Source organism: Catenulispora sp. EB89 (assembly GCF_041261445.1).
Classification (GTDB): Bacteria; Actinomycetota; Actinomycetes; order Streptomycetales; family Catenulisporaceae; genus Catenulispora.
Window position 1 is genome coordinate 537,757 of record NZ_JBGCCU010000005.1, and the last position, 26,820, is coordinate 564,576.

The 26,820-nt window shown below is 72.0% G+C and carries 24 protein-coding genes and 1 pseudogene; 13 read left to right on the forward strand and 12 right to left on the reverse strand.

Annotated elements, in window-relative coordinates; all coding sequences use genetic code 11:
- Positions 1–10: 10 nt before the first annotated feature.
- Both ABH920_RS14570 and ABH920_RS14575 read right to left on the reverse strand, forming a co-directional pair.
- Positions 11–376 carry a nuclear transport factor 2 family protein gene (locus ABH920_RS14570; protein ID WP_370349472.1) on the reverse strand — a complete coding sequence of 122 codons (366 nt, stop codon included), beginning with the start codon at positions 374–376 and terminating at the stop codon, positions 11–13.
- A gap of 80 nt (positions 377–456) precedes the next feature.
- Positions 457–711, reverse strand: coding sequence for a hypothetical protein (locus ABH920_RS14575; protein ID WP_370349473.1), 255 nt, complete (start codon positions 709–711; stop codon positions 457–459).
- Between the two features lie 121 nt (positions 712–832).
- On the opposite strand from ABH920_RS14575, the gene ABH920_RS14580 reads away from it, so the two are divergent.
- The 3 genes from ABH920_RS14580 (at position 833) to ABH920_RS14590 (ending at position 5,810) form a co-directional block, all read left to right on the forward strand.
- On the forward strand, positions 833–2,311 hold the full coding sequence (locus ABH920_RS14580) for an MFS transporter (protein WP_370349474.1): 1,479 nt from the start codon (positions 833–835) through the stop codon (positions 2,309–2,311).
- A 125-nt stretch (positions 2,312–2,436) separates the two neighbouring features.
- A complete protein-coding gene (locus tag ABH920_RS14585; RefSeq protein ID WP_370349475.1) occupies positions 2,437–3,234 on the forward strand; it encodes an ABC transporter ATP-binding protein in 798 nt (265 codons plus the stop codon).
- A 14-nt stretch (positions 3,235–3,248) separates the two neighbouring features.
- Complete coding sequence (locus ABH920_RS14590) at positions 3,249–5,810, forward strand: ABC transporter permease (RefSeq protein ID WP_370349476.1); 2,562 nt, start codon at positions 3,249–3,251, stop codon at positions 5,808–5,810.
- Positions 5,811–5,948: 138 nt separating this feature from the next.
- Here the strand turns inward: ABH920_RS14590 and ABH920_RS14595 are convergent, their stop codons facing one another.
- The 3 genes from ABH920_RS14595 to ABH920_RS14605 form a co-directional block, all read right to left on the reverse strand.
- Positions 5,949–7,832 carry a cell wall-binding repeat-containing protein gene (locus ABH920_RS14595; protein WP_370349477.1) on the reverse strand — a complete coding sequence of 628 codons (1,884 nt, stop codon included), beginning with the start codon at positions 7,830–7,832 and terminating at the stop codon, positions 5,949–5,951.
- An 88-nt stretch (positions 7,833–7,920) separates the two neighbouring features.
- Positions 7,921–9,081, reverse strand: coding sequence for a sensor histidine kinase (locus ABH920_RS14600; RefSeq protein WP_370349478.1), 1,161 nt, complete (start codon positions 9,079–9,081; stop codon positions 7,921–7,923).
- Positions 9,074–9,865 carry a winged helix-turn-helix domain-containing protein gene (locus tag ABH920_RS14605; protein ID WP_370349515.1) on the reverse strand — a complete coding sequence of 264 codons (792 nt, stop codon included), beginning with the start codon at positions 9,863–9,865 and terminating at the stop codon, positions 9,074–9,076. Before ABH920_RS14605 ends, ABH920_RS14600 begins: the two co-directional genes overlap by 8 nt.
- Positions 9,866–10,262: 397 nt before the next feature.
- On the opposite strand from ABH920_RS14605, the pseudogene ABH920_RS14610 reads away from it, so the two are divergent.
- From ABH920_RS14610 to ABH920_RS14640, 7 genes and pseudogenes are all read left to right on the forward strand, one after another.
- A pseudogene (locus tag ABH920_RS14610) lies at positions 10,263–11,144 on the forward strand (glycosyltransferase 87 family protein); the annotation flags it as partial.
- Positions 11,145–11,450: 306 nt separating this feature from the next.
- Positions 11,451–12,095: a glycosyltransferase family 2 protein gene (locus ABH920_RS14615; protein ID WP_370349516.1), complete on the forward strand. Its 645-nt coding sequence runs from the start codon at positions 11,451–11,453 to the stop codon at positions 12,093–12,095.
- Entirely contained in the window at positions 12,092–12,760 is a 669-nt protein-coding gene (locus ABH920_RS14620; RefSeq protein ID WP_370349479.1) for a DUF2064 domain-containing protein, read from the forward strand. Before ABH920_RS14615 ends, ABH920_RS14620 begins: the two co-directional genes overlap by 4 nt.
- Complete coding sequence (locus tag ABH920_RS14625) at positions 12,757–13,407, forward strand: SAM-dependent methyltransferase (protein WP_370349480.1); 651 nt, start codon at positions 12,757–12,759, stop codon at positions 13,405–13,407. The genes ABH920_RS14620 and ABH920_RS14625 overlap by 4 nt, the downstream gene beginning before the upstream one ends.
- Before the next feature lie 27 nt (positions 13,408–13,434).
- The gene (locus ABH920_RS14630) at positions 13,435–13,863 is read left to right on the forward strand and encodes a DUF3052 domain-containing protein (RefSeq protein WP_370349481.1); all 429 of its coding nucleotides are present in this window, start codon (positions 13,435–13,437) and stop codon (positions 13,861–13,863) included.
- Between the two features lie 113 nt (positions 13,864–13,976).
- The gene (locus ABH920_RS14635) at positions 13,977–16,211 is read left to right on the forward strand and encodes a hypothetical protein (protein ID WP_370349482.1); all 2,235 of its coding nucleotides are present in this window, start codon (positions 13,977–13,979) and stop codon (positions 16,209–16,211) included.
- Positions 16,212–16,220: 9 nt separating this feature from the next.
- On the forward strand, positions 16,221–17,066 hold the full coding sequence (locus tag ABH920_RS14640; protein WP_370349483.1) for an LLM class F420-dependent oxidoreductase: 846 nt from the start codon (positions 16,221–16,223) through the stop codon (positions 17,064–17,066).
- 96 nt (positions 17,067–17,162) lie between these two features.
- Here the strand turns inward: ABH920_RS14640 and ABH920_RS14645 are convergent, their stop codons facing one another.
- Positions 17,163–19,205: an MFS transporter gene (locus ABH920_RS14645; protein WP_370349484.1), complete on the reverse strand. Its 2,043-nt coding sequence runs from the start codon at positions 19,203–19,205 to the stop codon at positions 17,163–17,165.
- Positions 19,206–19,337: 132 nt separating this feature from the next.
- Positions 19,338–20,381 (reverse strand): class II fructose-bisphosphatase, encoded by a 1,044-nt coding sequence (glpX, locus tag ABH920_RS14650; RefSeq protein ID WP_370349485.1) that lies wholly within the window; start codon positions 20,379–20,381, stop codon positions 19,338–19,340.
- 173 nt (positions 20,382–20,554) lie between these two features.
- On the opposite strand from glpX, the gene ABH920_RS14655 reads away from it, so the two are divergent.
- Positions 20,555–21,142 carry a DUF4245 domain-containing protein gene (locus tag ABH920_RS14655; protein WP_370349486.1) on the forward strand — a complete coding sequence of 196 codons (588 nt, stop codon included), beginning with the start codon at positions 20,555–20,557 and terminating at the stop codon, positions 21,140–21,142.
- Between the two features lie 116 nt (positions 21,143–21,258).
- Here the strand turns inward: ABH920_RS14655 and ABH920_RS14660 are convergent, their stop codons facing one another.
- The gene (locus ABH920_RS14660) at positions 21,259–21,510 is read right to left on the reverse strand and encodes an exodeoxyribonuclease VII small subunit (RefSeq protein WP_194906859.1); all 252 of its coding nucleotides are present in this window, start codon (positions 21,508–21,510) and stop codon (positions 21,259–21,261) included.
- A 22-nt stretch (positions 21,511–21,532) separates the two neighbouring features.
- Between ABH920_RS14660 and ABH920_RS14665 the strand changes: the two genes are divergently transcribed.
- Positions 21,533–22,036: a GNAT family N-acetyltransferase gene (locus tag ABH920_RS14665; protein WP_370349487.1), complete on the forward strand. Its 504-nt coding sequence runs from the start codon at positions 21,533–21,535 to the stop codon at positions 22,034–22,036.
- Here the strand turns inward: ABH920_RS14665 and xseA are convergent.
- Complete coding sequence (xseA, locus tag ABH920_RS14670) at positions 22,011–23,264, reverse strand: exodeoxyribonuclease VII large subunit (RefSeq protein WP_370349488.1); 1,254 nt, start codon at positions 23,262–23,264, stop codon at positions 22,011–22,013. The genes ABH920_RS14665 and xseA overlap by 26 nt on opposite strands.
- 97 nt (positions 23,265–23,361) lie before the next feature.
- Here xseA and ABH920_RS14675 point away from each other — a divergent pair, with 97 nt between their 5' ends.
- Positions 23,362–24,345, forward strand: coding sequence for a 4-hydroxy-3-methylbut-2-enyl diphosphate reductase (locus ABH920_RS14675; RefSeq protein ID WP_370349489.1), 984 nt, complete (start codon positions 23,362–23,364; stop codon positions 24,343–24,345).
- A gap of 73 nt (positions 24,346–24,418) precedes the next feature.
- Here ABH920_RS14675 and ABH920_RS14680 read toward each other — a convergent pair whose 3' ends face one another.
- The 3 genes from ABH920_RS14680 to ABH920_RS14690 all read right to left on the reverse strand — a co-directional run bounded on the left by ABH920_RS14680 (position 24,419) and on the right by ABH920_RS14690 (position 26,808).
- Positions 24,419–24,988, reverse strand: coding sequence for a hypothetical protein (locus tag ABH920_RS14680; protein WP_370349490.1), 570 nt, complete (start codon positions 24,986–24,988; stop codon positions 24,419–24,421).
- Between the two features lie 59 nt (positions 24,989–25,047).
- Positions 25,048–25,644 carry a DUF6542 domain-containing protein gene (locus tag ABH920_RS14685; protein ID WP_370349491.1) on the reverse strand — a complete coding sequence of 199 codons (597 nt, stop codon included), beginning with the start codon at positions 25,642–25,644 and terminating at the stop codon, positions 25,048–25,050.
- 69 nt (positions 25,645–25,713) lie between these two features.
- A complete protein-coding gene (locus ABH920_RS14690; protein ID WP_370349492.1) occupies positions 25,714–26,808 on the reverse strand; it encodes a DNA recombination protein RmuC in 1,095 nt (364 codons plus the stop codon).
- Positions 26,809–26,820 lie beyond the last annotated feature (12 nt).

Genomic DNA, 26,820 nt, shown 5'->3' on the forward strand with positions numbered 1-26,820 from the left:
ACCGCACCGTTCACATCGCGGGCACCTTGTCCAGGAACCCGGCGACCGCCCCGATCCGCCCGTCGGCCGCGATCAGCGCCACGTCGAACCCGACCACCAGCGCCTCGTCCGCACCGGCCGCCAGCTCCCAGGTGAAGCGCACGACGTCATGGTGCGCGTCCGGCTCCCCGGCCAACCGGAACGTCAGCCCCGCGAACTGCCCCTGAGCCGCGCCGATCAGGGCACTGAGTTCCCCGTGCCCGTGCACCGAAGCCAGCGGGTCGGTGTACTCGACCTCCTCGACGAAGACCTCCGCGACCTTCTTGGCCCGGGCGTCGGCGTCGGTCTCGTTCCACGCGGCGATGTAACCGTCGATGAGGTTCTTGATGTCAGTCATGGCACTGCCTTCCGTTCCGGCCCCGGCTTGCCCGGCGGCCTGTGCCCTCAACGATGCCGCCGGGGGCCATGACCTCACGATTACCCGGCAGGTAATGCGTGCGGCGGCTCCGCAGCGGCCAGCTCCCGCCAGCGCGTGATGTCATCCGCCGGCGAACCCGTGCTGGTGACCGCCGCGATCTGGGCCGCCGCGTCTGGATCCGGCGTGCCGTCGCGGGTGAGCAGTGAGAGGGGCCAGCGCGGCCCGGCCGTCAGATCGCCGTCGAACGGTCGCCAGCGCCATGGATCGTCGAAGCGCCAGGTCCGGCCGGCTCCGTCGGCAAGCTCATCGCGCACGATCCCACTACCCGCGTCGACTCGGTGCCTCGATCGAATGCCGAGGTTAGCGCCTCGCACCCCCCGTCCTTACCTTCCAGGTAATCGTCCCCATGGCCCCCGCGAAGCCATCGTTGACCCCATGACCGCTACTGAAATCCGGCCGGCGACACCGGCCAGCGAGGCGCACGAAGCGCCCGCACCGCGCACCGCAACGGAATCCCCGCGCGACACCGCCCGGGCCCAGAACCTGACGCTCCTGGTCCTCCTCGCGGGCGTCTTCATGACCACGCTCGACATCTTCATCGTCAACGTCGCGATCCCCGCTACACAGCGCGACCTGCACGCCTCGCCGGCTGCGATCCAGTGGATCGTCGCCGGGTACGGCCTCACGGTCGCGGCCGGGGTCATCACTGCGGGGCGGCTTGGCGACATGTTCGGGCGGCGCCGGATGTACGCGCTCGGGATGGCCCTGTTCACCGCCGCGTCGGCTGCGTGCGGGATGGCGCCGACTGCCGACGTGCTCATCGCCTCGCGGGTCGTGCAGGGTATCGGTGCGGCGTTGCTGAGTCCGCAGACGCTGGCCATCATCGGCACCGCCTTCGAAGGCGCCAAGCGGGTCCGCGCCTTTACCGCCTATGCCCTCGCGATGGGCCTGGCGGCGGTCTTCGGTCAGCTGATCGGTGGTGTGCTGATCGATCTGAACTTCTCCGGGCTCGGCTGGCGCAGCTGCTTCCTGATCAATGTGCCGGTCGGCGCGGTGGCCCTGACGCTCGTGCCGCGTGCCGTGCCCGAGTCCAGGGCGGAGGGTGCCCGGACGCGCTTGGACGTGCCCGGCGTCGCGATGGTCAGTGCCGCGCTTGTCGCCACCGTGCTGCCGCTCATCCAGGGGCAGAGCCAGGGCTGGCCGCTGTGGACCTGGCTGAGCTTCGGCGCCGCGCTGGTTCTGTTCGGCGCCTTCGGTTGGTACCAGGGCCGCTTGGCCGCCGCGCAGAAGTCGCCGCTGATCGACCCGGCGCTGTTCCGCAGCAAGGGTTTCACTCGGGGCATCATCGCCCAGATCGTGTTCTGGATGGGTCAGGGCTCGTTCTTCCTGATCTTCGCCCTCTACCTGCAGATCGGCCGCGGACTGGACGCCCTGCACGCCGGCCTGGTCTTCACCGCGATCGGCATCGGCTACCTGCTCACCTCGATGGTCGCGCAGAAGCTCACCGCTCGCCTCGGTCGGCAGACCGCCGCCGTCGGCACGCTGCTGATGGCCGTCAGCCTGGCCGACCTGATCGTCACGCTCCACCTCACCGGCAGCCACGGTTCGCTGCTCTGGACGATCCCGGCGCTGGTCGGTGACGGTGCGGGCATGGGCCTGGCGATCGGTCCGCTGGCCGCCGGGGCCATGGGCCGGGTCGCTCCGCAGCACACCGGCGCCGCCTCGGGCGTGGTGTCCACGGTGATGCAGGTCGGCGGCGCGGTCGGGGTCGCGGTGATCGGCATCGTCTTCTACTCCGCCCTCGGCTCCTCCACCACCCCCGCCGCCTACACCCACGCCTTCACCGCCGGGCTGGAACTCCTGGTCGGCGTGGCGGTCGCGGTGACGGTCCTGCTCCAGTTCGACAAGGACTAGTGCGCACAGCGGAAACGGCGTGACCACACTGTGGTCGCGCCGTTTCGCTGTCTCCCCACGCAGTACCCCAGGTGACTCCCGTCGTAGGACTACACCGCAGCGCCCCCGAAGGTGGAATCGACGGTATGACCACCACGATCGGCACGACACCGGGCAGCTCGGGCAGCTCAGGCAGCTCGAACACCTCCAGCACCACCAAGGCACCCGCCGCCCGCGCGGTGGCCGCGGTCAAGCAGTACGGCGGCGGCGACGCGGCCGTCCGCGCCCTCGACGGCGTCACCGTCGTGCTCCCCGCCGGCCGCTTCACCGCCGTCATGGGCCCCTCCGGATCCGGCAAGTCGACCCTCATGCACTGCCTGGCCGGCCTGGACCGGCTCACCTCCGGGCAGGTCTACATCGGCGACGTCGAACTCGGCGCCGCCTCCGACAAGCAGCTCACGCTCCTGCGCCGGGAGAAGCTCGGCTTCGTCTTCCAGTCCTTCAACCTGCTGCCCACGCTCTCGGCCGCGGAGAACATCACCCTCCCGCTGGACCTGGCCGGCCGCGCGCCCGACCAGGACTGGCTGGACACCGTCGTGCGCACCGTCGGCCTCGCCGACCGCCTCAAGCACCGGCCCGCCGAGCTCTCCGGCGGCCAGCAGCAGCGCGTCGCCGTCGCGCGCGCCCTCGCGTCCCGGCCGGAGGTCGTGTTCGCCGACGAGCCCACCGGCAACCTCGACTCCCGGTCCGCGGCCGAGGTCCTGGGCCTGCTGCGGGCCATGGTCACGGATCTGGGCCAGACGCTGGTGATGGTCACCCACGACCCCTCGGCCGCCGCCTACTCCGACGAGGTCCTGTTCCTGGCCGACGGCCGCCTCGTGGACCGGCTCGAACTGCCCACCCGGGATGCCGTCCTGGCCCGTATGCAGCGCTTCGGCGAATAAGGAGGCTGACATACATGCTCACCGTCGCCCTGCGCAACCTCACCGCCCGCCGCCTTCGGCTGATCGGCACGTTCCTCGCCGTGTTCCTCGGCGTCGCCTTCCTGGCCGGCACCCTCACGCTGAACGCGACGCTGTCGCGCAACTTCGACAACCTCTTCGCGACCGCGGACTCCGGGGTCGCGGCCGTCGTGCGCTCGGACACGCTGATCGCCTCCAGCGGCAACGGCACGCCTCTCGGCGGCCTGCGCGCCCCGATCCAGTCGCAGCTCGCTGATTCGCTGCGCACGGTCCCGGGCGTCGCCGACGCGCAGCCCGACATCGTCGGCTACGGCCAACTGCTCGGCGCGGACGGCAAAGCCGTCGGCGGCAACGGCCCGCCGCGCACCGCCGGGAACTGGATCCCGTCCGCCACGCTGAACGCGTACCACCTGGTCTCCGGGCGGGCGCCGCGCGACGTACCGGCCGGGCAGCCGGTCGAGGCCGTGATCAACCGCGGTGCCGCCGACGCCGGACACCTGAAGATCGGCGACACCACGATCGTCCAGACCCCGCTGCCGGTGCGCGTCACGATCGTCGGCATCGCCGGGTTCGGGACGCAGGACGGGATCGGGCAGGTGACGTACGCCGGATTCACGAAGTCGGTCGCGGAGAATTACATCGCGCGCCCCGGCCAGGCGTCGCAGATCCTGATCGCGGCGAAGAGCGGCGTGTCTCAGGACTCTGTTGTCGGTGCGGTCTCGAAGGCGCTGCCGCCGGGTGTCTCGGCGATCACCGGCGCGGCCTACACGAAGGCGACCACGGACGCGATCGGCACGGCTTTCCTCACGTTCTTCAAGGGTTTCCTGCTCGTCTTCGCAGCCGTGGCCCTGCTCGTCGCGTCGTTCTCGATCCACAACACGTACACGATCCTCATCGCCCAGCGGACGCGTGAGAACGCCCTGCTGCGCGCGCTCGGCGCGTCGCGGAGCCAGATCCTGCGGTCCTCGTTGGGCGAGGCGGCGGCGCTGGGCCTGGCCGCGTCGGCGGTCGGCGTGGTCGGCGGGCTGGGGATCGCGCAGGCGCTGAAGGCGCTGTTCGACGCGGCCGGATTCGCTTTGCCCGCTGGGGGATTGGCGGTGACCGGGTCGACGATCGCGATCGCGCTGCTGGTCGGGGTCGGCGTGACCGCGCTGGCCGCGCTGTCGCCGGCGGTGCGGGCCTCGCGGGTGGCGCCGCTGGCGGCGCTGCGGGAGGCGTCGGTGGGGGAGACGGCGTCCGGGTTCGGGCGCGTGCGGACGCCGATCGGCGCGGTGCTGCTGGTCGGCGGCGTGGCACTGGCCGTGGCGGGCGGATCGCTGGCGCTGGCCGGCGCCGGGGCCGCGGCCACCACGGTCGCCGTGGTGATGCTCGGACCGGTCGCGGCGCGCGGGGCGGTGCGCGTGCTGGGGGCCGTGGTCACCGGCGGCGGACGGCTCGCGGGGACGACCGGGGTCTTGGCGCGGCGCAATGCGGCGCGGGATCCGCGGCGGACGTCGGCGACCGCCACCGCGCTGATGGTCGGCGTCGCCGTGGTGACGCTGCTGACCGTGTTCGCCACGTCGGTGAAGGCATCGCTGAAGTCTGATGTGGACCGGTCGTTCGTCGGAGACCTCGCGGTGTCGGCGCCGGGCTTCGGAGGCGGCGGTTTGAGCCCGCAAATGGCTGCCGATCTACAGAAGGTGCCGGGAGTCGCGGCGGCTGTGGGGATCGGGCAGGGCACGGCTTCGATCGGCGGCTCGGCGGAGAACGTGACGTTCGCGGACACCGGGAAGCTGGATCAGGCGGTCTCGGTGGACGTGCGGTCCGGCTCGGTTGCGGCGCTGGACGGCGGCCGGGCGGTCGGGGTCTCGGCGTCCGAGGCCAAGAAGCACCCGCTCGGGAGCTCGGTCTCGGTCGTCTACCCCGACGGCTCGGCCGGCACGGTGCCGGTCGGGTTGGTCTACGGGCCGCGCGGGTCCTTCAACGGATTCCTCCTCGACACCGCGGCGTGGTCCGCGCACGCGAATCAGGTCACGGACACCTCGGTGATCGTGAAGCTGGCGCCCGGCACGTCCATCGCGGCGGCGCGGCCGGCGATCACGGCGGCGGTGGTGCCTTACGGCAGCCCCGACGTGCAGGACCGTCAGCAGTACGCGGACGCGCAGGCCTCCGGGGTCGATGTGGTGCTCACGATCTCGTACGTACTGCTGGTGCTGGCGATCGTGATCGCGCTGGCCGGGATCGCGAACACGCTGGCGCTGTCGGTCCACGAGCGCACGCGCGAGCTCGGGCTCCTGCGCGCGGTGGGGCTGACGCGGCCGCAGACCAGGGCCCTGGTCCGGTGGGAGTCGCTGCTGGTGGCGCTGTTCGGGACGTTGGGCGGCGTCGCGCTCGGGACGTTCCTGGCCTGGACGCTGGTGCGCGCGGCGGGGAACTCGACGGCGATCGGGTTCGCGGCCTCGCCGACGACGCTGGCGCTGATCCTGGCGGCCGGGGCGGTCGCGGGGGTCGGGGCGGCGGCTCGGCCGGCGCGGCGGGCCGCCCGGCTGGATCTGTTGGGGGCCATCGCGCAGGAGTGACGGGGAGACGGGGAGACGGCGCGACGGGGAGACGGGACGAGCGACGGCCGGCGGGCGCGGAGGGGGCATCCGCAGGCCGGCGGTGGAAAACGAGTCGGCGGCACCGAATCCCGGTGCCGCCGACTCGATGTCAAGCCCCTACAGGCTGTTGAGCACGCCGTTCGACACGGCCGCCGTCCCACCCAGCACCACGCCGACCTCGATCGACCCGCCGGCCTCCTCCGAGTTGAGGAATCCGCTGGTCGCGGACGCCAGGCTGGTGGGCTCGGTGAGCAGCAGCGGGCCGTCCAGCGTCCCCATCGCCGCGCCGCCGGACAGGGCGTCGGCCCAGTTGGTGCCGGTGGCGACCGCGTACATGTGCGGGGTGCCGGTGGCGCCGAAGAACTGGTGCGCCACCAGGGCCGCGGTCTCGTAGCGGGTGGCGCCGACCAGGCCGTTCAGCTTCAGGTTGCCGGCCGGGACGTTCACGCCGAGGGTCTTGGCCGCGGTGTTCGCCGCGCCGCCGACCGGGTAGACGTTCGCGCCCGCCGGGGTGCCGGCCCACTGGCGCAGGAAGGCCGTGGTGGCGGCCGGCATCTGCGTGCCGTTGGTCAGCACCAGCACCGTGTCCGGGGTGGCGCCGGCCGCCGTGCCCGCCGCGAGGGCGTCCGGGAACACCGACGCGGTCGCCAGCAGGACGCGCTGCACAGCCGGGTGGCCGCTGGCGTCCTTCATGTCGCCGGCCATCTGCTGGGCGATCTTCACCGAGGTGCTGTAGCGGTCGTCGCCGGCGATGCGGACCGGGTTGAAGCCCAGCTTCTGCACCGCGGCGAACACCGCCGGGGACAGGGCCTTCTCGCCGCCGAGCAGGTAGACCGTCGAGCCGGGGGCCAGCGTCCGCTTCAGTTCGGCGGCGGTCGCCTGGTTCAGGCTCGCGGTCGGGGTCAGCAGCAGCGGTCCACTGTCGTGGGCGGCGAGCGCCGAGCCGCCGAGGGCGTCGGCGAAGTCGTCGGAGCGGCTCAGCACGGCGGTCTTGGCCAGCGGGCGCTTGTCCGCCGGGGCGTAGAAGTCCGCCTGGTTGCCGGTGGTGGCCGGCCACAGCTGCTGCGAGACCGCGACCGCGGTGCCCATGCGGTCGCTGCCGGCCCAGCGGACGGCGTGCACCTTCGACGGGTCCAGGGTCACGTGCGAGGTCGGCGAGAGGTCGACGTCGTCCTCGTCGACCTGGATCGCCGGCGAGGACCCGTACTGCCGCTGCACGTCCAGGAAGTACTGGTGGATGCGCTGGTGCCGGCCCCAGTCCGTCGACGGGACGTACGGGTCGTTCGTCGTGGCGTTGAAGTTCTCCTGGTCCGAGGTGCTGCCGGAGATGTCGACGGCCGAGATCTGGGCCTGCAGCCCCGGGTCGGCGGCGGCGTCGCCGACCGCGCTGTGGCCGCTGGCCGGGTTCCCCGAGGTGCCGTACAGGCCGAGCTTGAAGCCGGTCCCGTTCAGCGCGCTCCCGAAGCTCTTCAGGTACGCCACCACCGCCTTCGCGGTCGCGTCCTCGTGGTAGGGCTCCATGTCGACGAAGATCGTCGTGCCCGAGCCGAACCCGAGGGCGCTCGCCTTCGCCACCGCGTCCTTGGCGTCCGAGACGCCCAGCGCGGTCGGGTCGGCGCCGGCGGCGGTCAGCGTCGGTCCCTGCTGCCCGGCGTAGATGGCCCACATGCCCCAGCCGGTCGCGGCCTGGTGCTGGACCCAGCCGGCGTTGTAGCCGCCGTCGGTGGGCGGGCTCGGGTTCGCCGGGGACGCGCAGTCCTTGTTCGGCTGGTACGACGCGCCGCCGATGTAGACCCCGACGCCCCGGTACGGCGAGTGGGCGTACCAGTCGTCCATCGTCGCCGAGCTCGGGGCGAGGCAGGTGTCGAAACCCTTGCCGCTGAACGCCGTGTTGGGGGTGGTGCCGGCGGCGTGGGCGCTGGTCGCCCCGATGCCGACCAGGCCCAGCGACCCCAGGGACGAGGCGGCGATGGCGGATGCGGTCAAACGAACGCGCTTCATGGACGTGATCCCCTCCGTAGACCCCGACCACACTAGGCCCGGACCCCGCACACCTCCTGCGCACCCTCAACGAATGGCGTAGAGAAAATCACACTGGAACCGGCAAAAGCATCTCGAAGCGGCAGCCGCCGTCCACGTTGCCGACCGTGACAGCACCCGAATGCGCTTCGGCGATGCCGCGCACGATCGCCAGCCCCAGGCCGGCCCCGGCCCCGACCGGGCTCTCCGTCTCCGGCGTCCGCGCCGCCGTGCCGCGCCAGGCCACGTCGAAGACCCGGTCCAGGTCCTCGTCCGGGATCCCGCCGCAGGCGTCGGTGACGGCCAGCAGCACCTGCGGTTCCCCGCTCGCGCCGGCCCGGGTCAGCGCGGAGGCCTCGATCCGCACCGCGCCGTCCTCGGGGGTGTGCCGGATCGCGTTCACCACCAGGTTCGACAGCGCGCGTGACAGCTCCCTGACATCCCCGCGCACCGTGGCCGGGGTCGTCACCACGCCGGACAGCTCGATGCCGCGGGCCCGCGCCAGCGGCTGCCCCTCGGCCAGCGCGCCGTCCACCAGGTCCGCCAACGCCACCGACTCCAGCGTCAGCCGCAGGGCGCCCGCGTGTATCCGCGAGAGCTCGAACAGGTCGTCCACCATCCCGGCCAGCCGGTCCGCCGCCTGCCGCATCTGCACGTGGTAGCGCGCCGGGTCGGTGGCGACGCCGTCCTCCAGCGCCTCGGCCATGGCGCGCAGCCCGGCCAGCGGGGTCCGCAGGTCGTGCGAGACCCAGGCGACCAGCTCGCGCCTGGAGCGCTCCAGCGCGCGCTCGCGCTCCCGCGACTCGGCCAGCTTCGCCTGCGTCGCCCGCAGTTCCCGGTCGAGCTGGGCCAGCTCGCCGGTCATCAGGGCTTTGCCGTTCTGGGCCGGGCTCGGGGCGTCGTCGCCCTCGCCGAGTGCCTGCAGGGCGCTGCGCAGCGTGCGGCTGTCGTGCGCCAGGCTGCGGCCCAGCAGGTAGGCCAGCGCCAGGGTGACCGCCGCGCCGGACAGCGAGACGATCACCGAGACCCCGGCGTCGTGCGAGGAGATGAACATCGCGCGGGAGGCGATCACGATGCCGGCGACCACCGCCAGCGCCGCGGTCGCGGCCGAGGCGAACAGCGAGGCGCGCAGCGACCGCCCGCGCAGCGCCCGCAGCGCCAGCCACCCGATGAGCGAGGCGCCGACCGCGGAGCCGGCGCCCATGGCGATGATCTCCAACTGGTCACGCATCGACGTCCTCCGGTGCTTCGAGCCGGTAGCCGACGCCCCAGACCGTCACGATCAGCGACGGCGCGGCCGGATCCGGCTCGATCTTCTCGCGCAGCCGGCGCACGTGCACCGTGACGGTCGACTGGTCGCCGAAGGACCAGCCCCACACCTGCTGCATCAGCTCGGCCCGGCTGAACGCCTGGCCCGGGTTGGCCATCAGGAACGCCAGCAGGTCGAACTCCCGGCCGGTCAGGGCCAGCGGCTCGCCGGCCAGCCGGGCCTGGTGCGCGGTCAGGTCGACCTCCAGGCGGCCCAGGACCAGGATCTCGGCGCTCTGCGGCGCCTCGGAGCCCTGACCCCGTCCCCGGCCCCGACCGCGCGAGCGGCGCAGCACGCTTCCGGCCCGCAGCACCAGCTCCCGCGGGCTGAACGGCTTGGTGACGTAGTCGTCGGCGCCGACCTGCAGCCCCAGGATCCGGTCGCCTTCCTCGCCGCGCGCGGTCAGCATGATGACCGGGACCTCGCCGAGCGCGGTGACCCGCTGGTGCACCTCGTACCCGTCGAAGCCGGGCAGCATCAGGTCCAGCACCATCAGGTCCGGCAGCCGCTCGGCCGCCGCCGCGACCGCGGAGGGCCCGTCGGCGGCGCGGCGGACGCTGTACCCGGCCCGGGTGAGGTAGGCGGCGACCACCTCGGCGACCGTGGCGTCGTCGTCGACGACCAGGACGTCGAGCGCGGGCTCGCCGCCGTCGCGGTCGGTGGCGGGCTCGTCGCCGACGATGCTCGCGGTGTCCGGCGTGCCCATCGGATTGCCGCCTTCCCGGTGATCAGTCATTTCCCGACATTTTGCCTGGAGCTCTCGTCACGCTACTAGGGAACACTGTCTGAGGCTCTGAACGGGGCTTTCCAGTCCTTACGGAACTGTGACGACCCGGCGCGGAGCGTCGCCGGGAAGGCCCGCCGCCGGTCAGTCTGAGCCCATGAGAATCGTGCGGCTCGGTGCTGCGCTGGGGGCCGCGACGCTGCTCACGCTGGGCGTGTACGCGATCGTCCGGGTCCGCGGCACCACGGACCTCGGCTTCGGCGGACACGCCGGACTGGCCTTCGGCGCGCTGTTCGCCCTGTACCTCGCCGGCGCGTGGTCGGTGTCGGGGCTGCCGGCGCTGTGGGCGCGGTGGGTGACGCTCGGCGGCGCGGCGGCGATGCAGATCGCGGCGTTCACCACGGCGCCGCGCTACTCCGACGACCTGTATAGGTACGTGTGGGACGGCCGGGTCCAGGCCTCGGGCATCGACCCCTACCGCTACGTCCCGGTGGCCACGCGCCTTGTCGGCCTGCGCGCCGGATCCGGCCTGTTCCCGGCGACCGGCACCGGACTCGACCCGTCGCACTGTGTGACCTCGGCGCCGGGCATCACGGCCGCCTGCACGTACCTCAACCGACCGCTCGTGCACACGATCTACCCGCCGGTCGCCGAGGCGTACTACTTCCTCGCGCACTGGTGGGGGCCGCGCGGCATCCAGATCTCCGCGGCGGTGCTCGCCCTCGGCGTCACCGTCGTCCTGCTGGTGGGGCTTCCGCGGATCGGCGTCGATTCCCGGAACGCGGTGCTGTGGGCCTGGTGCCCGACAGCGGCGGTCGAGGCCGGGAACGGCGGCCACGCCGACGTCCTCGCCGTCCTGTTCACCGCCTGCGCGTTCCTGGCGCTGGCCTCGAAGCGCGTGGCGCGCGGCGGGATCTTCCTCGGTCTCGGCATCGCGGCGAAGGTGACTCCCGCGCTGGCCGTGCCCGGGGCTCTGCGCCGCCGGCCGTTTGTCCTGCTGGCGTCCATCGCCGGTGTGGTGGTCGGGGTCTATCTGCCGCACGTGCTGGCCGTCGGCAGCGGCGTCGAGGGCTTCCTCGGCGGCTATCTCAACGAGGAGGGCTACCAGAGCGGCGCGCGGTTCGCGCTCCTGGACGCGGTCTTCCCGGGGGCGCTGGTCAAACCGGCGGCTGTGGCCGTCCTGGCGGTGGCCACGATCCTGGTCTGGCGCCTGGGCGACCCGGAGCGGCCCTGGCGCGGCGCGCTGGTGCTGGCGGGCGTCGGGTTCCTGGTCACCGCGCCGCCGTTCGCCTGGTACGCCGAACTGCTGGTGCTGTTCATCGCGTTCGCGGGCTGGCGGAGCATCGCGTGGATCGGGGTGCCGTACGCCGGGTACCTCGTGCAGTCCGGCGGCTCGCCGGTGCAGGGATACGGCGGGGCGCTGGTGGCGATCGTGGTCGTGTTCGCCGGGCAGGCCGCCTTCAAGACACTCCGGCTCCGATCGGCGGCGCAGCGCCGTGAAACGGATCGGGCTCGTGATGGGCTCGGGCTCGATCTTGATCCCGCGCTCGTCGGCGCGACAGATGTCATCCTCCCGTGCCTCGACGAAGCCGCCGCCCTTCCCTACGTCCTGTCCCGAATCCCCGCCGGCTACCGCGCCATCGTCGTCGACAACGGCTCCACGGACGGGTCCGCCGAGGTGGCGGAATCGTTGGGGGCGCTGGTCGTCCACGAGCCGCGGCGCGGCTTCGGCGCCGCGTGCCACGCGGGCCTGCTCGCCGCCACGGCGGACGTCGTCTGCTTCCTCGACTGCGACGGCTCCTTCGACCCCGAAGACCTGCCGAAGGTCGCCGACGCCGTCCGCCGGGGCGAGGCCGACCTCGCCCTCGGCCAACGCAGGCCCCTGACCCGCGACGCCTGGCCCCCGCACGCCCGCCTGGCCAACCGCCTGCTGGCGCTGCGGATCCGGAGCGAGACCGGGGTGCGGATCCGCGACCTCGGGCCGATGCGCGCCGCCCGGCGCGAGGAGCTGCTGGCGCTCGGGATCGAGGACCGGCGCTTCGGCTACCCGCTGGAAATGGTGCTCAAGGCCGCGCAAGGCGGCTGGCGCATCACCGAGACCGACGTCCCGTACGCGCCGCGCACCGGCAAGTCCAAGGTCACCGGAACGGTCGGCGGCACCGTCAAAGCCGTCCGCGACATGCGCCGAGTCTGGAGGGCCGCGACCCGATGAGCACCCTGATCGTCATCGCGAAAGCACCGGTTCCGGGCCGGGTGAAGACCCGGCTGACGCCGCCGTTCACGCCGCAGCAGGGGGCCGAGCTGGCCCGCGCGGCGCTCGCCGACACGCTGGAAGCCGTTGCCGGTGCACGGGTTTCGCTTCGGCTGTTGGCTCTGGAGGGGGATCCGGCGTTGGTCCCCGCGGCGCCGGGGTTCACGGTCGTCCCGCAGGGCACCGGCGGTCTCGATCGGCGGTTGGCCGCGGCGTTTCAGCAGGCTGCCGTCCTCGATCCGGGGCCGGTGCTGCTCGTCGGGATGGACACGCCGCAGGTGACCGGTCCCCTGCTGGAGGCGTGCATGCCGACGGCGTGGGAGGACGCGACGATCGGTCTGGCCGAGGACGGCGGGTTCTGGGCGCTGGGCTTCCGGCGTCCGCGCGAGGTGGCGTTGGACCGGCTGCTGTTCGACGTGCCGATGTCCACGGACACGACCGGTGCCGTCCAGCTCGGCCGGCTCACCGATGCCGGGCTCAGGGTGCGGATGCTGCCGGTGTTGCGCGACGTCGACACCGTCGCGGATCTCCCGGCTGTCGCCGCGGCGGCTCCTGCGTCGCGGTTCGCCGCTGTGGCCGGTGCCGTCGGCGCGAGGCTGCCGGCGCCCATGCCGGTGTCGGCGTGAGCGACGCCGGCGCCTGGACGGCCAGCGCGCCGTATGCCAGGGCGATCAACGACCCGACCGCACAACTGGTCCTGCACGCCGACTCCGGCGAGACCCTTCTGTTGGACGCGGCGAAGTTCAGCGCGCCGCCGGACGCCGTGGACAAGGCCGTCCTGGACCGCTGCCAGGGCCCGACCCTCGATCTGGGATGCGGGCCGGGGCGGCTGGTCGCCGAGCTCGCCGGGCGCGGCGTGCCGGCGCTGGGGGTGGACGTCGCGCCGTTCGCGCTGCTGCTGAGCCGGGCGAGCGGGGCGAGCGCGCTGCGCCGGTCGATCTTCGACCGGCTGCCGGGCGCCGGGCGGTGGCCGCACGCGCTGTTGATGGACGGGAACATCGGGATCGGCGGTGATCCCGGCGCCTTGCTGGAGCGGCTGCGCACCCTGATCCGGCCGTACAGCGGAGAGCTGATCGTCGAGACCGAGGCGGACGATGTCGACGTGCGGTACCGGGTGCGGTTCGGCGGCGGTGGTGGTGGCGGGGACGAATTCGGTTGGGCCCGCATCGGATCCGAGTCGCTGTTGGCGTTGGCCGCGCCGCTCGGGTACGCGGCGCGCCAGGTGTGGACGGCCGACGGCCGCAGGTTCGTCGCGTTGAGTTACCTGGGCTAGTCGGTGGGCCGGATTAGGGTTGCGGATGTGACCTCCCCGCAGTCCTCCGGCTACTCCGGCACTCCCCTGCCCAAGAAGCTCGGCATCAAAGCCGGGTACTACGTGCTCTTCCACAACGCTCCCGAGGACTTCGATCCGCAGCCGCTGCCCTATGACGTGACGGTCGAGACGGCCGAGGACGGCGGCACCGGGCCGTACGACGTGATCGTGGCGTTCGCCAAGGACCATGCGACGCTCACTGAGAACTACGCCGGCCTTCCGGCCCTGTTGTCCAAGAGCGGCGCGCTGTGGATGTGCTGGCCGAAGAAGGCCTCGGGCGTCGTGACGGACGTCACCGAGAGTCTGGTCCGCGAGGACGCGCTCGCGCTGCCGATCGGACTGGTGGACGTGAAGATCGCGGCGATCGACGCCACGTGGTCGGGATTGAAGCTGGTGTATCGGCTCGACCGGCGGTAGTTGCCGGCTCAACTAGCCGCGGAGGCCGTCCCACCAGCACCGAAGGCCCCATCCGGAGCACGGGTTGGCCGGATCAGACATATCGCGAGCGTTCCGCCAGTAGGCTGATACGTATGCGGCAGTCCGTGCAGACCCTCCTTGAGCATGTGCGGCGTGGCTTGGGCGGCGCCGTCCTGCTCGGCGGCGCGGCTCCGGCGGACTTCGCCGGCATCGCGGGTCCCGTCGTCGACGGCTTGTGTGTGCTGCGCGCCGGCGGTGGTCTGCCGGCCACGCAGGCGGCTCAGATCGCTGAGACGGCACAGACTTTTGAGACAGCACGCCTTTCCGAGACAGCACGCCTTTCCGAGACAGCATGCCTTTCGGAGACAGCACAGACCGCCGACGCGGCGCAGCTTGCTGAGACGGTGCCGGTCGCGGCCTTCAGCGGACTGGCCGATCTGGTGCGTCCGCTGATCGACGGCACGTCGGGACTGGATCTCGACCGCGGCGCCGGCCACGTCGGCCGGGCGGCCGGGGAGCTCATCGCGCAGGCGGCGGCGGTGCAGCCGGTGGTCGCGGTGGTCGGCGACGCGCATCTGCTGGACCGGCCGTCGGCGATCGCGATCGCGGTCGCCGTGCGCGCCACCCGGCGGGCGCCGGTGGCGTGGGTGCTCACCGTCGACGACGTGCGCCGGGCCCCGTTCGGCACGCTCGGCGCGGTGGCGGTGCAGCTCCAGCGGCCGGTCGCGGCCGGGGACCTGCCGAAGGCGACGACGCGGGCGCTGCTCGTGCTGGCGGCCAGCGCGACGGGGCACATCGACGAGGTCGGCGGGGCGCTGGACCACCTCGGGCTGCGGGTCGGGGATCTGGCCCCGGCGGTCGCCGAGGGCGTGATCGAGGCCACGACGTCCGGCTGGCGGTTCCGCGACCTCGGGGTGGCGACGTCCATCTACGCGACGGCCACGCCGACCGAGCGGCAGGAGACGCACGCGGCGTTCGTCGACGCGATCAACGAGCTGCGGGAGGCCGAGAAGGGCGAGATCCTGGCCCGGCACCTGGCCGGCGCGGCGGTCGGCCCGGACGGCGCGGCGGCCGAGGCGCTGGGACGGGCCGCGGACGGCGCGCGGTTGCGGGGCGCGCTGGAGGCTTCGCGGTCGTCGTACGGGCGGGCGGCGAGTCTGTCCCCTGACCCGGGTGCGCGGGCGCGCTGGCTGACCGGCGCCGCCGACACCGCGCGGCTGCTCGGGGACCTCGGCGGCCTCGGGCGCGCGATCCGGGAGGCGCGCGTGCTCACCGACGACGCGACGCTGCACAACCGGCTGGACCGCATCGCGACGCGGACCTCGGTTCTGCGCACGCCGCAGACCAAGATCAAGACTTTGCTGGAGAGCGGCAGCCACACCACCGCGATCGGGCTGATCCTGGCCGGCCGCGCGATCGACGCCGAGGCGATGTTGGCGCCGGTGGTCTCGTCCGCGCTGATGTCCGATCCGCTGGACATGGGGCCGCTGACGGTGCCGGCGATCGCGGCCGGGGCGATGTGGACGTGCGATGTCAGAGGCGCGGCTGCTGTGCTGGACCGCTCAATCGCTCTATTGCGTGCGTATGGGGCGGCCGAGCATCTTCCCGCTCTGTTGGTCGTGCGGGCCGAGGTGGGTTTCCGTACGGGGCGGTGGCCCGCGGCCCGGGACGACGCGATGGAGGCGGCGGGGCTGGCTTCGCGCTTGGGGCAGCAGCCGGTTCGGGCGGTGGCGCGGGGGTTGGCGCTGCGCGTCAGTACCCTGATGGGCGCGCCGACCGAGGACGCGGCGCTGGTCGAGGCGGAGTCCACGGGGTCCGAGGCTTATGTGCTGTGGTCGCGGCACGCGGTGGGGGTGGCGCTGTCGGCCGAGCGGAAGTGGGACGCCGCGGCGACGGTGCTCGGCGAGGTCGCGGTGGCGCTGGAGCGGCTCGGCGTGCAGGATCCGTCGGTGCTTCCGGTGGCGGGCGACTTGGTCGAAGCCCTGGTGCGTGCCGGAGAGTCGGCGAAGGCTCGGGACGTGGCGGAGGCGGCGAAGGAGGCCGCGGCCATGTCGATGTCGATAGTGGTCCGGGCGGTGGCCGAGCGGTGTCTCGGGCAGGTCGGCAAGGCGGCGAAGGCCAAGCAGCACTTTGAGAAGGCGCTGAGGCTGCACGCCGAGACCGACGACCGGTACGAGGAGGCACGGACGCTGTTGGCGTTCGGGCGTCTGGACGGCGATCGGGCGCGGCTGGAGGCGGCGGGGGACCGGTTCGCGGCGCTCGGGGCGTGGCCCTGGCTGGCGCAGGTCGAGGAGGAGCTGGCGGGGAAGCGGTCGCGGAAGAAGCTCGGGGCTTTGACGGCGAAGTAGCCTTGGCTCATGGCGAATCTCCGTTTCGGGATCAAACTCAGCCAGGATGCGACCATCGAGGAGTACAAGGCCGTCTGGCGCATCGCCGACGAAGCCGGCTTCGACCACTGCTGGAACATGGACCACTTCGCCAGCCTCGGCGGCGACGAGACCAAGGACATCTTCGAGGCCTGGACGGCCCTGGCGGGCATGGCGGCGCTGACGTCGCGCGTGCGCATCGGGTGCTCCGTCACCGGCAACACCTACCGGCACCCCGCCGAGTTGGCCAAGATGGCGGTCACGGTCGACCACCTCTCCGGCGGCCGCCTGGAGTTCGGTATCGGCGCCGCCTGGGCCGAGAACGAGCACACCATGCTCGGCCTGCCGTTCGGCACCGCGGGCAGCCGCGCGGACCGGCTGGAGGAGGCGCTGAAGATCATCACCTCCCTGTGGACCGAGCCCCGCACCACCCACGATGGCAAGCACTACCAGATCAAGGACGCGATCGCGGAACCCAAGCCCGTCCAGACCCCGCACCCCCCGATCTGGATCGGCGGCAGCGGCCGCAAGCGCACCCTCCGCCTCGCCGCGGAGTACGCGGCGGTCTGGAACGCCGCCGGCGGCTCGGCGGCTGATGTCGCGGAGGCCTCGGCGGTGCTGGATCAGCACTGCGCGGACGTCGGCCGCGATCCGTCGACGATCCGCCGGTCGGTGCAGATCCGCGTCGGGGACGACTTCGACGCTCTGCAGCGCACGGTCGAGGAGTTCGTGGCGGTCGGGATCAGCGACCCGCTGCTGATTCTGCAGACGGATGATCCGGTGGCGCGCGCCGAGAAGCTGGCTGAGGCGCTGCCTCGGCTGCGCGAGATCGGGTAGTCGCGGGCTGGTTGGAAGGTTCGGACGGCTGGGGTGTGCGGTGACGCGCGCCTCGGCCGTTCGGTGTTTGTGGGGCTGTGGTGGCCGACCCCAGCCTTACATCTCCGCAGGCGCCCGCCCCGCCGCTTCCCCGGCCAGCAACCGCCGGTCCTCCTGGTCCATCGAAGAGTCGGCGAGCTGCCGCAGCATCGTCAGGAGCTCCGCGTGCTGCTCGGGCGACCAGCCGTCCAGCTGGTCCGTCAGGATCGCCCGGCGTGCCGCGCTCAGCGCGTCGACCGCGGCTTCGCCGGCCTCGGTCATCGTCACCGTCTCGTTCGGCGCGGTGCCGGCGATCGTGCAGCGGCCGGTGGCGACCAGGGCGTCGAGGTGGGGGCGGATCTCGGCCATCGGGAGGTTCAGGCGGCCCGGGATGTCGTCGATGCGGGTCGGCCCGTACTGCTTCAGGCGGAACAGGCCGTAGGCCTCGGGCACCGAGATGTCGATGCCGGACTTGGTGATGGTCTGCGAGTACCTGTCCTTCACGTTCTGGCGGCTGGACAGGCGGGTCAGGGCGCGCTCCAGCTCGTCGATCGACGAGCGCTGCGTCGGGCCGGTCGCCGCCTCGGCCGCGCCGGTGCCGCGGGTCGTGGTGCGGAGGGGGACTTCGCGGAGGAACAGGGCCAGCAGGAATGCCAGGATGCACAAGGGGATCGCGTAGACGAAGACGTAGTGCAGCGCGTGGGCGTAGGTGTGCAGGAAGGGCTGCGTCTCCGCCTTCGGGTACTGCTTGATGAGCTTCGGGTCCTCGATCGCCTTCTGGAACGGGAACGTCGGGTTGATCTTGCCGCCGGCGACCGCGGTCTTGATCTCGGCTGTCAGCTTGTTGTTGAAGATGGTGCCGAACAGTGAGGCGCCGAACGCGCCGCCGATCGAGCGGAAGAACGTCACCGCGCTGGTGGCCGTGCCGAGTTCCTCGTAGTCCACGTTGTTCTGCACCGCGATGATCAGGACCTGCATCACCAGGCCCAGGCCGAGGCCGAAGACCAGCATCGCGACCGCGTTGGAGGCCGTGGAGCTGGTGTCGGTCATGCGGGACAGGAGCCAGGCGCCGACCGTCATCACGGCCGTGCCGGTGATGGGGAAGATCTTGTAGCGGCCGGTGCGGCTGATCAGCTGTCCCGAGCCGATCGAGGCGACCAGGACGCCGGCCATCAGCGGCAGCAGCTGGAGGCCGGACGCGGTCGGCGTGGCGCCGTGCACGACCTGTTGGTACAGCGGCAGGAACGTGAGGCTGCCGAACATGCACAAGCCCACGACGAAGCCGATGGTGCTGCACATGGCGAACACCGGGTTCTTGAACAAGTGCAGGGGCAGCACTGGTTCCTTGGCGTATTTCTCCGCGAAGAACCACGCGACCAGGCACGCCGCTGCCACCACTCCGCACATCACCACCTGCCACGAGCCCCAGGCCCAGGTGCTGCCGCCGAAGCTGGTGATGAGGATCAGGGAGCTGGCCGCCGCGGCGATGAGGAAGGTGCCGAGGTAGTCGATGACCGGCTTGCGGTGCGCGGTGTGGGTGCGCAGGCCGATGGCCACCACGACCAGCGCGATCGCGCCGACCGGGAGGTTGACGTAGAACACCCAGCGCCAGCTGAGGTTGTCGACGAAGAACCCGCCGATCAGCGGGCCGATGACGCTGGCCACGCCGAACACCGCGCCGACCACGCCCTGGTACTTGCCGCGGTCGCGAGGCGGCACCACGTCGGCGATCAGCGCCATCGCCAGCACCATCAGGCCGCCGCCGCCGACGCCCTGCAGCGCGCGCGAGCCGATCAGCTCGCCCATGTTCTGCGACAGCCCGCACAGGGCCGAGCCGATCAGGAAGATGACGATCGCGGTCTGGAACACCCGCTTGCGCCCGAACTGGTCGCCGAGCTTGCCCCACAGCGGCGTCAGCGCGGTGGACGCCAGCAGGTACGACGTCACCACCCACGAGATGTGGTTGGCCCCGCCGAGGTCCGAGACGATGGTCGGCAGCGCCGTGGAGACGATGGTCTGGTCCAGCGCGGCCAGCAGCATGCCCAGCATGACGCCGGCGAAGACCAGCGCCACTTCGTTCTTCTCGCCGTTGGAGCGGGCGCCTGTCGACTCTGCACTCACCTCACCAGATCACCACGGAACGGACGCTCTGGCCAGAGCGCGAGGCGAATGGGTGAGACCTTTTTTGTACGAGTGCTGAGGGTTGCGCCGCACGGAACTGCGGCGCAACCAGAACAACAGTGCTGCGGCGTCCTAGTGGAACGCCACCGCGCTGTACGACCGCAGCTTGTCCAGCCGGTGCTCGGAGTCGATCAGCCGCACCGTCCCCGACTTCGAGCGCATCACCAGCGACTGCGTCGTCGCGCCGCCGCCGGTGTAGTGCACGCCGCGCACCAGTTCGCCGTCGGTGATGCCGGTGATCGCCACGAAGCAGTTCTCGCCGGAGACCAGGTCGTCGGTGAGCAGCACGCGGTCCAGGTCGTGGCCGGCGTCGAGGGCGCGCTGGCGCTCGGCGTCGTCCTTGGGCCACAGGCGGCCCTGGATCACGCCGCCGAGGCACTTGATGGCGCAGGCCGCGATGATGCCCTCGGGCGTGCCGCCGACGCCGAGCAGGAGGTCCACGCCGGTGCCGGGGCGGGTGGCCATGATGGCGCCGGCCACGTCGCCGTCGGAGATGAACTTGATGCGGGCGCCGGCCTCGCGGATCTCCGATACCAGGCCTTCGTGGCGGGGACGGTCCAGGACCACGACGGTGATGTCGGCGGGCTCGCGGCGCTTGGCGCGGGCCACCGCGCGGATGTTCTCCGCCACCGGCGCGGTGATGTCCACGACGTCCGCGGCCTCGGGGCCGGCGACCAGCTTGTCCATGTAGAACACGGCGGAGGGGTCGTACATGCTGTGCCGGTCGGCGACCGCGATCACGGCCAGCGCGTTGGGCATGCCCTTGCCGGTCAGGGTGGTGCCGTCGATCGGGTCCACGGCCACGTCGCACTCGGGCCCGGAGCCGTCGCCGACCTCCTCGCCGTTGAACAGCATCGGCGCGTGGTCCTTCTCGCCCTCGCCGATGACGACCACACCGCGCATCGAGACGGTGTTGATCAGCTTGCGCATCGCGTTCACGGCGGCGCCGTCGGCGGCGTTCTTGTCGCCCTTGCCGACCCAGCGGCCGGCCGCCATCGCCGCGGCCTCGGTCACCCGGGCCAGCTCCAGCGCCAGGTTGCGGTCGGGGGCTTCGGAGTCGGACGCGGAGATGTCGGATGTCGCAGCGTCGTTCGCCTGCGGGACTGCGGCGTTCATGGTCTGAAAGCTCCTCGAGGAGGGGGATCCGCACCGTCGCGGTTCACGAGGGTTGTCGAGGGAGATCGTATCGAGGCCGGAGTGCACCCGGTACCGCGAAGTGGCGCGCCTCATGCCGGGCAAATGCAGGGACCCCGCGCGGATCGCGGGGGGACGGATGGGACCATATCTGTATGGCCCGCGTCTCCCCGCTGAAGAAGTCCCTCCGGGACATGCTGCTGTCGATGGCGGTGATCTCCCTACCGATCGTCGCGATCGTCGAGTGGTTCCCCCACGACTCCAAGAAGCCGGAGGACGCGGTCCAGACGGTCGACTACACGATCCCGCTGGCCCAGGCCCGCCGCGACCCGGACCTGCCCTTCCAGGCGCTGGCGCCGACGGCGCTGCCCCCGGGCTGGCGCGCGACCTCGATCCACGCCGACTTCGACCCCGGCGCGCAGCTGCGCTGGGAGCTCGGCTTCCTGACCTCCGACGACCAGTACGTCGGCCTGGACCAGGTCGCCGACGGCAAGGGCGCGGACGGCGTCCTCCAGGTGCAGGCGCCGGACGCCACCCCGGTGAGCGGAGCCGGCGGCACGGTCACGGCCGGCGGGTACCAGTGGCAGGTCTACGTGACGCCGGACGGCAGCCACCACGCGCTGGTGCGGACCACGGCCCCGGTGGGGACCGCGGCGGCCACGACGCCGGGCAAGGTCGCGGTCGTGGTGTCCGGGACCGGTGCCCTGTCGGAGCTGGAAACCCTCGCGGGGTCCTTGCAGTAGCCGCACTTCTTGCACACATGAGCCCCGCTCCTGAGGAGGATTCCTCAGGGAAGCGGGGCTCGCGTGTTGTGGTGCTGCTGCCGTGATCGCGTGTCCGGGGCTCGGCTTCCGGGCGCTCAGCCCTCGTCGCCGTCCCCGCTTCCGGCGCCGATGGCGGCGTCGAGCCGGGCCCGCGCGCCGTCCAGCTTCGCCTGGCAGTGCTTGGCGAGCGCTTCGCCGCGCTCCCAGGCGGCCAGCGACTCCTCCAGCGTCAGGCCGCCGGTCTCCAGGCGCCGGACCACGTCCATCAGCTCGTCGCGGGCCTGCTCGTAGCCCAGGTGGGACAGGTCCGGGGTCTCACCGGCGGTGGGGGTCGTCTCGTTCGCCATGGGTTCAGGATAGTTTCCGGCTGTGACTGGTTCCGACGAAGTGTGTGTCCGGCGGGCCGTGCCCGGCGACGAGGAAGAGATCCAGAGGCTGCGGCACAAGATGGCGCTCGACGTGTTCGGGGTCGCGCCGCCGGCGCCGGACGAGCCGAACCATGTGGCCGGTGTGAAGAAAGTCCGCACGTGGCTGGAGGCCGGCGACGCGGCCGGGACCGCGTGTTTCGTCATCGACGCCCGGGACGGGAGCGGCCTGGCCGCCAGCGCCATCGGTGCCGTCGACGAGCGGCTGCCGAGTGGCCGGAACCCGTCTGGGCGCTCCGGCTATATATATGGAGTCTGTACCGACGAACGCTATAGGCGGCGCGGCTACTCGCGTCTTGTTCTGCAAGCGCTTCTGGACTGGTACGCGGCTCAGGGCATCCCGCGTATAGAGCTCCACGCCAGTGAGTACGGCGAGGCGCTCTACAGAGAGCTTGGCTTCGACGCACCCAAGGGCGTCGCCCTTAGTCGTTGGGTGTCTCTGCCGTAGCGTCGTCCGCTGCGGGGAACACCTCAGTGACCGCCGCGTCGAGACGCCCTGATGCGAGGCGGACGTCGAGCACGTCCCCCTCGCTGACTTCCTCGGCGGAGCGCACCGCGTGCCCGGACGGCGCGAGGACGATCGAGTAGCCGCGCTCCAGCGTCGCCATCGGAGACAGCGCACGGACCCGCGCCAGCGTGTGCCCCAGATCGTCCGAAGCCCGGTCGAGCCGGTGCCCGACGCTGGCCCGGGCCCGCCGGGTCAGCTCCTCGAGGTCGTTGCGGCGGCCGTCGATCATGGAGTACGGGGAAGCCAGTACCGGCCGCTGCCGGAACGAAGCCAGCCCCATGGCCTCGCGTTCCAGTATCCGGGCCACCGAGCGCCACGCGCTGCGCCGCAGCTCCGCGACCCGGTCCATCTCCTCGGCGACGTCCGGCACGACCCGCTTGGCGGCGTCGGTCGGCGTCGAGGCCCGGAAGTCGGCGACGAGGTCGAGGATCGGGGAGTCCGGCTCGTGCCCGATCGCGGAGACCACCGGCGTCTCGCACTCTCCGACGGCCCTGATGAGCGCTTCGTCGGAGAACGGGAGCAGGTCCTCTACAGAGCCGCCGCCGCGGGCGATGATGATGACGTCCACTTCGGGGTCGGCGTCGAGCTGGGCCAGCGCCGGCAGGATCTGCGGGATCGCCTTCGGCCCCTGCACGTCGGTGTTCACCACCCGGAACTGCACCCCTGGCCACCGGCGCTTGGCGTTCTCCAGAACGTCCCGCTCGGCGGCCGAAGCGCGTCCCGTAATAAGGCCGATGCAGCGCGGGAGGAACGGCAGAGGCTTCTTCCTCCGCGGATCGAACAGTCCCTCCGCCTTGAGCTTCGCCTTCAGCATCTCCAGCCGCGCCAGGAGTTCTCCAAGGCCGACCTGTCGGATCTCTTCAGCGCGGATGGAGAACGAGGAGCGCGGAACGTAGAAGTCCGGCTTCCCATAGACGATGACGCGCGCACCCTCTGTGAGCGGAGGCACTACTGCCTCGAATACGCGACGGAATGTGGTGATCTGTACAGAGACGTCTGCAGAGGGGTCCCGCAGCACCAGGTACACCATCTGTGAGCCGGGCCGCTTGTTGATCTGCGCCAGCTGTCCCTCGACCCAGATCGCCCCCAGCCGGGAGATCCACCCGGCCACCGCCTCGGAGACCGCGCGGACGGGGATGGGCTGTTCGGCCGAGGATTGCATCGCCATGGAGAGGAGCGTAGCCATCGGCGGGGACGCTGCGCGGACGTGGCGAAGTTGTGGAGAGAGCCGATCATGGGCTCTGGATGCCGGTGCGCCACCTACCATGGGAACCATGAACGTCTCTGCACCTGAAGACCGCCGCGTCCTCCTCGCCGCGCCTCGCGGCTACTGCGCCGGTGTGGACCGCGCGGTCGTGACCGTGGAGAAGGCGTTGGAGCTCTACGGCGCCCCGGTGTACGTCCGCAAGGAGATCGTGCACAACAAGCACGTCGTCCAGACTCTGCAGAACCGCGGCGCGGTCTTCGTGGAGGAGACCGACGAGGTGCCCGAGGGCGCGACCGTGGTGTTCTCCGCGCACGGCGTGGCGCCGATCGTGCACGACGAGGCGTCCCGGCGCAGCCTGAAGACCATCGACGCGACCTGCCCGCTGGTCACCAAGGTGCACAAGGAGGCCGTGCGCTTCGCCGAGCAGGACTACGACATCCTGCTCATCGGCCACGACGGCCACGAGGAGGTCGTCGGCACCACCGGCGAGGCCCCGGAGCACATCATCCTGGTCGACGGCCCGGACTCGGTGGCCGACGTCGAGGTGCGCGACCCCGCCAAGGTGGCGTGGCTGTCGCAGACCACGCTGTCGGTGGACGAGACCACGGCGACCGTGGACCGGCTGCGCGCGAAGTTCCCGCTGCTGCTGGACCCGCCGTCCGACGACATCTGCTACGCCACCCAGAACCGGCAGATCGCGGTCAAGCGCATCGCGGCCGACTCGGACCTGGTCATCGTGGTCGGCTCCAAGAACTCCTCGAACTCGGTGCGCCTGGTCGAGGTGGCGCTGGAGGCCGGCGCCGGCGCGGCGTACCTGGTCGACTTCGCCTCCGAGATCAGCGAGGAGTGGCTGGACGGCGTGCGCACCGTCGGCCTGACCTCCGGCGCCTCGGTCCCGGAGGACCTGGTCGAGGGCGTGCTGGACTGGCTCGCCGAGCGCGGGTACGGCACGGTCGAGGTCGTGCGCTCGGCCGAGGAGAAGCTGCTGTTCGCACTGCCGCCGGAGCTGCGGAAGGACATGCGCGAGGGCAGCGAGGCGTAACAGGTAGAGGTCGGGTGCCTTTACGCGGGGAACCCTTAGAACGGGGAACGCTATAGCGCTCCCCGCAGCACGATCACCAGGCGGAGCTCGGGGCCACGTCCCGCATCTGCGCCACCAACGTCTGTCCCCGGCGCGGTCCGTCGCCGGGGAAGCGCGGCTTGTGACAGCTCCGGCAGCACGGCAGGCGTTCTCCGGTGTCCGCGAACACCCACGTACGGCGCCGCAGCCCTAAGGCGGAGCTGCGCTGCTCCTCCAGAAGCAGCGGCCTGGAGAGCTGGGCCGTGATCCAGTCCGCCGCACTCTGTGCCATCTCCTCCGGCGCGGCCTGCCTGTCCGGCACGTTGATGTAGCCCGGCGCGCTCGGGGTGTAGTCCTCCCAGAACGAGCAGTCGTCGCCCCAATAGCCGCCGAACTCTCCGCCCGCCAAGCGCATCTGCAGGCCGAAGGGGTCCGCCTCCGGGACGGTGAGCACCGCCAGCACCGACGGTCCGGCCAGGGCGAGGGCCCAGGAGTCGAAGGCGATGACGCCGAGCGGGCCCCAGCCCAGCGCGGCGCGCCGGAGTTCGGCGAGGAAGCGGCAGCCGTAGTCGTCGAGGGCGAAGCGGCCGCCGGGGTCGATCTCGAACCAGATCCTGCCGTCCATGTCTCGCGGTCCTCGTTGTCGTCGCCTCGCACGCCGTTCCGTCGCCCACGCGGGCCCGGCTACCGTTTGGCGGCGCTCCGCATACCGGCCCAGCGTGCCGCGATCAGCGCCCCGGCCAGCGCGGTGCCGAGGAACAGCGGCCGCGGCTTGACCGCGAGCAGGGCGCCGAGCGAGGCGAGCTCGCCGAACAGGCCGTGGCCGGCGCGCATGACGCCGAACTGCACCGCGGTGAGCAGCCCCGCGCAGTACGCCAGCGGCGGCACGATGACGCCGGCCAGCAGGTCGCGGCGGCGGACCAGGGTCGCGGCATGGAAGGACGCGGCGACGAAGACCAGGTCGAAGAACCAGTGCACGTCGCCGGTCAGCAGGGCTTCGAGGGCGGCGGCGGCCATCGTGGGGCCGGTGACCATGAGCAGCACGCCCCAGGCGGTCAGGGCCTGGCGGCGCTTGGTCGAGCGTGCGGCGGTCCCGGTCCCGGTCCTGTCCCCGGTCCTGTTCCCGGTCTGGGCCGTCGGACGCGGCCGGGGCCGCGTGGGACCGGTCGAGCGGAAGTCCAGCGGAGCCGCCATGCGTTCCCGGCGCAGCGCGTCGCGGTCGCGGCGAGTCTGCGGGACCCGGGAGGGGCGGGGCGCGAGGCGGCTGGCTCCTTCGTTCACAGATCCGAACCTACGACGCTATTGCACGCAATTCGGGTAACGAAACGCCGCCAGTCCTCAGCCCCGGCTCTAGTCCGACAAAGCCCGGGTCTGGATCTCGACCTGAGCCGGCACCGTCAGCTCCTCGTCGACCAGCCCGAGCTCGTTCAGCCGCCGCGCCGTCACCAGGACCCGCGACTCCAGCGAGCCCACGGACTGGTTGTAGGCGGCGACCGCGGAATTCAGTCCCTTGCCGACCCGGTCCAGGTGCCCGCTCATGGTGTTCAGGCGCGCGTACAGCTCCCGGCCGAGTTCGAACACCTGCTGCGCGTTCGCCGCCAGCGCGTCCTGCGTCCAGGCGTACGCGACCGTGCGGAGCAGGGCGATCAGCGTGGTCGGGGTGGCGATCACCACGCGGCGCACGGCGGCGTGCTCCAGGATCTCCGGATCGATGTCCACAGCCTGTGAAAGGAAAGCCTCGCCGGGGACGAACAGCACCACGAACTCCGGCGTGGGCCGGCCGCTGGCGCCCAGCGCCCGCCAGTAGGCCTTCGACGCCAGCTGGTCGACGTGCGCGCGCAGGTGCTTGGCGTGCGCGGTCAGGTACTCCAGCCGCTCGGTCTCGTCCGTGGCCTCCGCGGCGTCCAGGTACGCGGCCAGCGGGGTCTTGGCGTCCACGACCACGTACTTGTCCCCGGCCAGGTGCACGACCAGGTCCGGCCGCAGCATCCCCTCGGAGCCGGTCGCGCCGTAGGAGCCGGGGAGCACCGTCTGGGTGGTGAAGTCGCAGCGGTCGACCATGCCGGCCAGCTCCACCGCGCGGCGCAGGTGCATCTCGCCCCACTGGCCGCGCACCTCGGGCCGGCGCAGCGCGGTGACCAGGGCCGCGGTCTGCGTGCCGAGGGAGCCGGCGGCGGTGCGCACGTCCTCGATCTGCTGGGCCAGCGCGGCATGGGAGGCGGCGCGGCCCCGCTCGATGTCGCGGAGCCGGTCGTCGAGCCGGGACAGCGACTCGTTGATCGGCCGGCCCGCGGCGTCGAACTGCGAGCCGGCCAGCGCCAGCAGCCGGTCCGCGGACTGGTCCAGCGCCTGCGAGTTCAGCGTCAGGCGGCGGGACCGCTCCCACAGCACGCCGAGCAGCGCGCCGAACGCGATCCCGATCACCAGCAGCAGCACAGGCATCATGGGTCCATATTG

Coding starts and splice junctions, on each gene's coding strand:
- ABH920_RS14570 (WP_370349472.1), bottom strand. CDS start 376: ATGACTGACATCAAGAACCTCATCGACGGTTACATCGCCGCGTGGAAC.
- ABH920_RS14580 (WP_370349474.1), top strand. CDS start 833: ATGACCGCTACTGAAATCCGGCCGGCGACACCGGCCAGCGAGGCGCAC.
- ABH920_RS14585 (WP_370349475.1), top strand. CDS start 2,437: ATGACCACCACGATCGGCACGACACCGGGCAGCTCGGGCAGCTCAGGC.
- ABH920_RS14590 (WP_370349476.1), top strand. CDS start 3,249: ATGCTCACCGTCGCCCTGCGCAACCTCACCGCCCGCCGCCTTCGGCTG.
- ABH920_RS14595 (WP_370349477.1), bottom strand. CDS start 7,832: ATGAAGCGCGTTCGTTTGACCGCATCCGCCATCGCCGCCTCGTCCCTG.
- ABH920_RS14600 (WP_370349478.1), bottom strand. CDS start 9,081: ATGCGTGACCAGTTGGAGATCATCGCCATGGGCGCCGGCTCCGCGGTC.
- ABH920_RS14605 (WP_370349515.1), bottom strand. CDS start 9,865: ATGGGCACGCCGGACACCGCGAGCATCGTCGGCGACGAGCCCGCCACC.
- ABH920_RS14620 (WP_370349479.1), top strand. CDS start 12,092: ATGAGCACCCTGATCGTCATCGCGAAAGCACCGGTTCCGGGCCGGGTG.
- ABH920_RS14635 (WP_370349482.1), top strand. CDS start 13,977: ATGCGGCAGTCCGTGCAGACCCTCCTTGAGCATGTGCGGCGTGGCTTG.
- ABH920_RS14640 (WP_370349483.1), top strand. CDS start 16,221: ATGGCGAATCTCCGTTTCGGGATCAAACTCAGCCAGGATGCGACCATC.
- glpX (WP_370349485.1), bottom strand. CDS start 20,381: ATGAACGCCGCAGTCCCGCAGGCGAACGACGCTGCGACATCCGACATC.
- ABH920_RS14655 (WP_370349486.1), top strand. CDS start 20,555: ATGGCCCGCGTCTCCCCGCTGAAGAAGTCCCTCCGGGACATGCTGCTG.
- ABH920_RS14660 (WP_194906859.1), bottom strand. CDS start 21,510: ATGGCGAACGAGACGACCCCCACCGCCGGTGAGACCCCGGACCTGTCC.
- xseA (WP_370349488.1), bottom strand. CDS start 23,264: ATGGCGATGCAATCCTCGGCCGAACAGCCCATCCCCGTCCGCGCGGTC.
- ABH920_RS14675 (WP_370349489.1), top strand. CDS start 23,362: ATGGGAACCATGAACGTCTCTGCACCTGAAGACCGCCGCGTCCTCCTC.
- ABH920_RS14680 (WP_370349490.1), bottom strand. CDS start 24,988: ATGGACGGCAGGATCTGGTTCGAGATCGACCCCGGCGGCCGCTTCGCC.
- ABH920_RS14690 (WP_370349492.1), bottom strand. CDS start 26,808: ATGATGCCTGTGCTGCTGCTGGTGATCGGGATCGCGTTCGGCGCGCTG.